This window comes from Mizugakiibacter sediminis (assembly GCF_000953855.2).
GTDB classification, from domain to species: domain Bacteria; phylum Pseudomonadota; class Gammaproteobacteria; order Xanthomonadales; family Rhodanobacteraceae; genus Mizugakiibacter; species Mizugakiibacter sediminis.
Genome location: NZ_DF970202.1, coordinates 1 through 4,699, shown reverse-complemented (window position 1 = coordinate 4,699; position 4,699 = coordinate 1). Strand labels below are relative to the sequence as shown.

At 71.8% G+C, this 4,699-nt stretch carries 5 protein-coding genes and 1 pseudogene; 2 read left to right on the top strand and 4 right to left on the bottom strand.

Annotation, left to right across the window (positions count from 1 at the left end):
- Positions 1-50: 50 nt before the first annotated feature.
- Positions 51-413 (bottom strand): EamA family transporter, encoded by a 363-nt coding sequence (locus MBSD_RS08785; RefSeq protein WP_062536978.1) that lies wholly within the window; start codon positions 411-413, stop codon positions 51-53.
- Between the two features lie 121 nt (positions 414-534).
- On the opposite strand from MBSD_RS08785, the gene MBSD_RS08780 reads away from it, so the two are divergent.
- The gene (locus tag MBSD_RS08780; protein WP_062536977.1) at positions 535-801 is read left to right on the top strand and encodes an acyl carrier protein; all 267 of its coding nucleotides are present in this window, start codon (positions 535-537) and stop codon (positions 799-801) included.
- A gap of 47 nt (positions 802-848) precedes the next feature.
- Positions 849-2,039, top strand: coding sequence for a beta-ketoacyl-[acyl-carrier-protein] synthase family protein (locus MBSD_RS08775; RefSeq protein WP_062536976.1), 1,191 nt, complete (start codon positions 849-851; stop codon positions 2,037-2,039).
- A gap of 57 nt (positions 2,040-2,096) precedes the next feature.
- Here MBSD_RS08775 and MBSD_RS08770 read toward each other — a convergent pair whose 3' ends face one another.
- The 3 genes and pseudogenes from MBSD_RS08770 to MBSD_RS08760 all read right to left on the bottom strand — a co-directional run.
- Positions 2,097-3,521: an aspartate aminotransferase family protein gene (locus MBSD_RS08770; protein WP_062536975.1), complete on the bottom strand. Its 1,425-nt coding sequence runs from the start codon at positions 3,519-3,521 to the stop codon at positions 2,097-2,099.
- Positions 3,514-4,221, bottom strand: coding sequence for an MtnX-like HAD-IB family phosphatase (locus tag MBSD_RS08765; RefSeq protein ID WP_062536974.1), 708 nt, complete (start codon positions 4,219-4,221; stop codon positions 3,514-3,516). Before MBSD_RS08765 ends, MBSD_RS08770 begins: the two co-directional genes overlap by 8 nt.
- Positions 4,222-4,317: 96 nt before the next feature.
- Positions 4,318-4,699 (bottom strand): annotated as a pseudogene (locus MBSD_RS08760) (secretion protein HlyD); the annotation flags it as partial.

The following is a 4,699-nucleotide window of genomic DNA, read 5'->3' as shown; positions in this document are numbered from 1 at the left end:
GTCGAAGCCCATCAGCGCGAGGAAGCCGAGGAGGTAGAAGCGGCGCACGTTCACGCTCCCGCGCCGACCACGGCGACGCCGCCGGCGATCAGCAGGATGCCGGCGACGCGGCGCGCGCTGAGGCGCTCGCCGAACAGCAGGCGCCCGGCCAGCATCACCGCGACGATGTTGATCGAGCCGAGCAGCACGCCCGAGGACAGCGGCACCAGCGAGAGAAACGCCAGCCACACGCCGAACTCGCCGACGAAGCAGGCGACGCCCAGCCACAGCGCGCGGCGCCGCAGCAGCGCGCGCCAGTGCGCCCGCCAGCCGTCGTCCGCCGCCGGCGCGTGCGCGGCGTGCTTGAAGGCGAGCTGGCCGACGGTATCGAGGGCGACGTTGGCGAGCCACAACAGCAGCGTGATCGTGGGCATGGCGCGGCGGGAGGGGGATGGCGGGCGCGAGTATAGGCGCGCGCGCGCGCCGACCCCGAAACCTGCGTGAAAGGCGCGCGCACCAAGCTGACACACGGCAATCACACACCGGAGCGCCGCGATGAGCAGCGTGCAGGACACCATCTTCGAGATCATCGCGAAGGAGAGCGGGATCGACGTCGCGCGCATCACGCCCGAGGCCACGCTGAAGGACCTCGAGATTCAGTCGCTGGATGCGATCCAGATCATTTTCGAGATCGAGGACCACTTCAAGATCACCATGCCCGACCGCGATCCGAACTTCGACACCGAATCGGTGCGCGGACTGGTCGAGGCGGTCGAGCGGCTGCTGGCGGAGAAGTCGCGGACGGCCGCCGGCGCCACCTGAGCGCCGCCGGGCGGGAGGCGCGCGTGCACCGCGTCGTGATCACCGGCATGGGCGCGGTCTCCGCGCTCGGCCACGATGCCGCGTCGAACTGGCGGGCGATGCGCGAGGGCCGCGTCGGCATCGGCGCGCTCACCGCGGTGCCGGCGGAGACCTTCCGCGCGAAAATCGCCGGCGAGGTGCGCGATTTCGACCCGGCGCGGCACTTCGACGCCAAGCGCCTGCCGCTGCTCGACCGCTTCACGCAGTTCGCGCTGGTGGCCGCGCGCGAGGCGATCGCGCAGAGCGGTCTCGACTTCCGCGCCGGCGGCCTCGGCGCGCGCAGCGCGATCGTGATCGGCACCGGCGTCGGCGGCGAGGGCACGCACGACGAGCAGGCGCGCCGGCTGTACGCCGAGCGCAATCCGCGCCTGCATCCGCTGTCGATCCTGCGCCTGATGGCGAACGCGCCCGCCTCGCACCTCGGCATCGATTACGGCATCACCGGGCCGGCGTTCGCGGTGTCCAGCGCCTGCGCCTCCGCCAACCACGCGCTGGCGCAGGCGTTCCACATGGTGCGCGCCGGCATGGTCGACGCCGCCGTGGCCGGCGGCAGCGAGGCCTGCCTGACCGAGGGCACGCTGCGCGCCTGGGAGGCGATGCGCGTGCTCGCCGACGACGCCTGCCGGCCGTTCTCGAAGCAGCGCCGCGGCCTGGTGCTGGGCGAGGGCGCCGGCATCTACGTGCTGGAGAATTACGAACACGCGCGGCGGCGCGGCGCGGCGATCCTCGCCGAGTTCGCCGGCGCCGGCATGAGCGCCGACGCCGGCGACATGGTGATGCCCGCGGCGGACGGCGCGGCGCAGGCGATGCGCGCGGCGCTGGACGAGGCCGGCCTCGCGTCCGCCGACGTCGACTACGTCAACGCCCACGGCACCGGCACGCCGGCCAACGACCCCACCGAAACCCGGGCGATCCGCGCGGTGTTCGGCGCGCACGCCGACGCGCTGGCGGTGTCGTCCACCAAGTCGATGCACGGCCACGCGCTCGGCGCCGCCGGCGCGATCGAGCTGGTCGCGGCGATCGGCGCCCTGCGCGAAGGCGTGGTGCCGCCGACCGCGAACTTCCTCGACCCGGATCCGGAGTGCGATCTCGATTACGTGCCGAACGTCGCCCGCGAGCGGCCGGTGCGCGCGGCGCTGTCGAACTCCTTCGCGTTCGGCGGATTGAACGCGGTGCTGGCGCTGAAGCGCGCGCCGTAGGACGGACCCGCGCCGTAGGACGGACCGCGGTCCGCCCCACGGCGCGCCGGCAGGGCGTCAGCCCGCCAGCGACCGCTTGGCGCGCGTCAGCAGCTGGTCCAGCAGGGCGATGCCGAGGTCGATCTCCTCGGCCGTGATGTGCAGCGACGGCGCCAGCGTGATCACGTTCTTGTAGTAGCCGCCGACGTCCAGCACCAGGCCGATGCGGCGGCCGCGGTGCTCCAGTTCGCCGGCCAGGCCGATGTCGACCATGCGGTCGACCAGCTTCTTGTTGGGCGTGAAGCCGTCCGCCTCGCAGATCTCCGCGCGCAGCGCCAGGCCGAGGCCGTCGACGTCGCCGATCTCGGGATGGCGCCGCTGCAGGTCCTTCAGGCCGGCGAGGAAGTGCGCGCCCTTGGCCATCACCATCGCCTCGTAGTCGGTCTCGGCGGTCATCCTCATCACCTCGAGGCCGACCGCGGTGCCGAGCGGGTTGGCGTTGAAGGTGGAGTGCGTCGAGCCCGGCGGGAACAGCTTCGGGTTGATCAGCTCCTCGCGCGCCCAGATGCCGGACAGCGGGTTGAGGCCGTTGGTCAGCGCCTTGCCGAACACGATCACGTCGGGTTCGACGCCGAAGTGCTCGATCGCCCACAGCTTGCCGGTGCGGTAGAAGCCCATCTGGATCTCGTCGACCACCAGCAGCACGCCGTACTGGTCGAGCACCTTCTTGAGACCCCTGAAGTAGTTCATCGGCGGCACGACGTAGCCGCCGGTGCCCTGCAGCGGCTCGACGTAGAACGCCGCGTACTCGCACTCGCCGACCTTCGGGTCCCACACGCCGTAGTACTCGGTCTCGAACAGGCGCGCGAACTCGCGCACCAGCTGCTCGCCGTACTCCTCCTTGCTCATGCCCTTCGGACCGCGGAAGTGGTACGGGAACGGCAGGAACATCGCGCGCTCGCCGAAGTGGCCGTAGCGGCGGCGGTAGCGGTAGCTCGAGGTGATCGCCGAGGCGCCCAGCGTGCGGCCGTGGTAGCCGCCCTCGAAGGCGAACATCAGGCTCTTGCCGCCCTTGTAGTTGCGCACCAGCTTCAGCGAGTCCTCCACCGCCTGCGCGCCGCCGACGTTGAAGTGGACGCGGCCCTTGAGGCCGAACTTGCGCTCGGCGTCCTGCGCGATGGCGCGCGCCAGTTCGATCTTCTCGACGTGCAGGTACTGGCTGGCGACCTGCGGCAGATGGTCGATCTGGCGCTTCAGCGCGTCGTTCAGGCGCGGATTGGCGTAGCCGAAGTTGACCGCCGAGTACCACATCTGTAGGTCCAGGTACGGCACGCCGGCGGCGTCGTACATGTAGCTGCCTTCGCAGCGGTCGAAGATCTTCGGCGGCTCGCTGTAATGGACGGTGTCGCCGAACGAGCAGTAGCGGGCCTCGTCGGCGAGCAGTTCGGCTTCGCGCGCGGCGATGGCATCGGCCGGTTGGGCCGGAAGGGCGGCATTACGCATCGGAGACGGCATCCTGGGAGAGAAAGGGACGAGGATCGGCGGCCAGCGTGCCGGCGGTCAGCGCCGGCAGCAGCTCGAGCGCGTCGGCGAAGCCGACGATGGAGACGTGGGGGATGCCGGCGTGCCGGCAGTGCTCGATCAGGCGGTGCTTGGCGAACACGAAGTCGGCCTCGCCGGCGGCGCAGAAATCGGAGGCGCCGTCGCCGACCAGCAGCACGCGGCGGTGGGTGTTGTGCGCGCGCACCGCGCTGGCGCACTTGCACATGCCGCTGGACTTGCGGCAGCCGGCGTCGGCGAAGGGGAATTCGAGGCGCCAGCGGCGCGCGCCGTCGGCGACCAGGCGGTTCGCCTGCACCGGCAGCGCGTCGAGGCCGTGACGGGCGAGGATCGCGCGGATCGCGTAGTCCAGCCCGTCGCTGACCACGCGCACCGGCAGGCCGGCGCGATGCGCCGCGGCGACGAAGGCCGGAAACGCCGGGTCGATGCGCATTTCCTCGAGACAGCCGTCGAGCTCCTCGCGGCTCATGTCCAGCAGGGCCACCTGCCCGGCCATGCATTCGCGCGAACCGATCTCGCCGGCCTGCCAGGCGCGTTCGAGCGCCTCCCAGCCGGGGCGGGCGAAGCGTTCGAGCACGGCGTCGGTGATGTCCTCGACGGCGATGGTGCCGTCGAAATCGCACAGGATGGTCCAGGGTGACACGCCTTTCTCCGCGTCGTCGCCGCCATGCGGCGCTCGGGCACTAGACCACCGGGCCCTTTCTGCGGGCTTACACGCGGATGCGACGCCGGTCACCGTTCAGCGCGCCGACGGTTCCGCGTCGGGCAGGATGCGCACCAGCACGCGCTGGCCGATGCGGAAGCCGGGATCGCGCTCGAGCGCCAGCACGCAGTCGACCGCGCGCGCGTCGTTGCCCTGCGCGAGGTCGTCGTCCAGCCGGCTGGGGCCGAACACCAGGCCGACGCGCAGCACGCGCGCGGGCACGACGGCGGCGCGCGGATCGTCGCCGTCGACGGTCACCTCGGCGCGCATGCCGGGATGCACCGCGGCGACGAACGTCTCGTTCAGCTCCGCGCGCACGATGCGCGGACGGTCCGGCAGCAGCTCGAACAGCGCCTGCCCGGACTGCGCCGACACCGTCGCGCCCGCCTGCACCAGGCGCCGCGCGATGCTGCCCGCG

Excerpts from the sequence above, each read along its gene's own strand:
- MBSD_RS08785 (WP_062536978.1), bottom strand. The coding sequence starts at position 413 with ATGCCCACGATCACGCTGCTGTTGTGGCTCGCCAACGTCGCCCTCGAT.
- MBSD_RS08780 (WP_062536977.1), top strand. The coding sequence starts at position 535 with ATGAGCAGCGTGCAGGACACCATCTTCGAGATCATCGCGAAGGAGAGC.
- MBSD_RS08775 (WP_062536976.1), top strand. The coding sequence starts at position 849 with ATGGGCGCGGTCTCCGCGCTCGGCCACGATGCCGCGTCGAACTGGCGG.
- MBSD_RS08770 (WP_062536975.1), bottom strand. The coding sequence starts at position 3,521 with ATGCGTAATGCCGCCCTTCCGGCCCAACCGGCCGATGCCATCGCCGCG.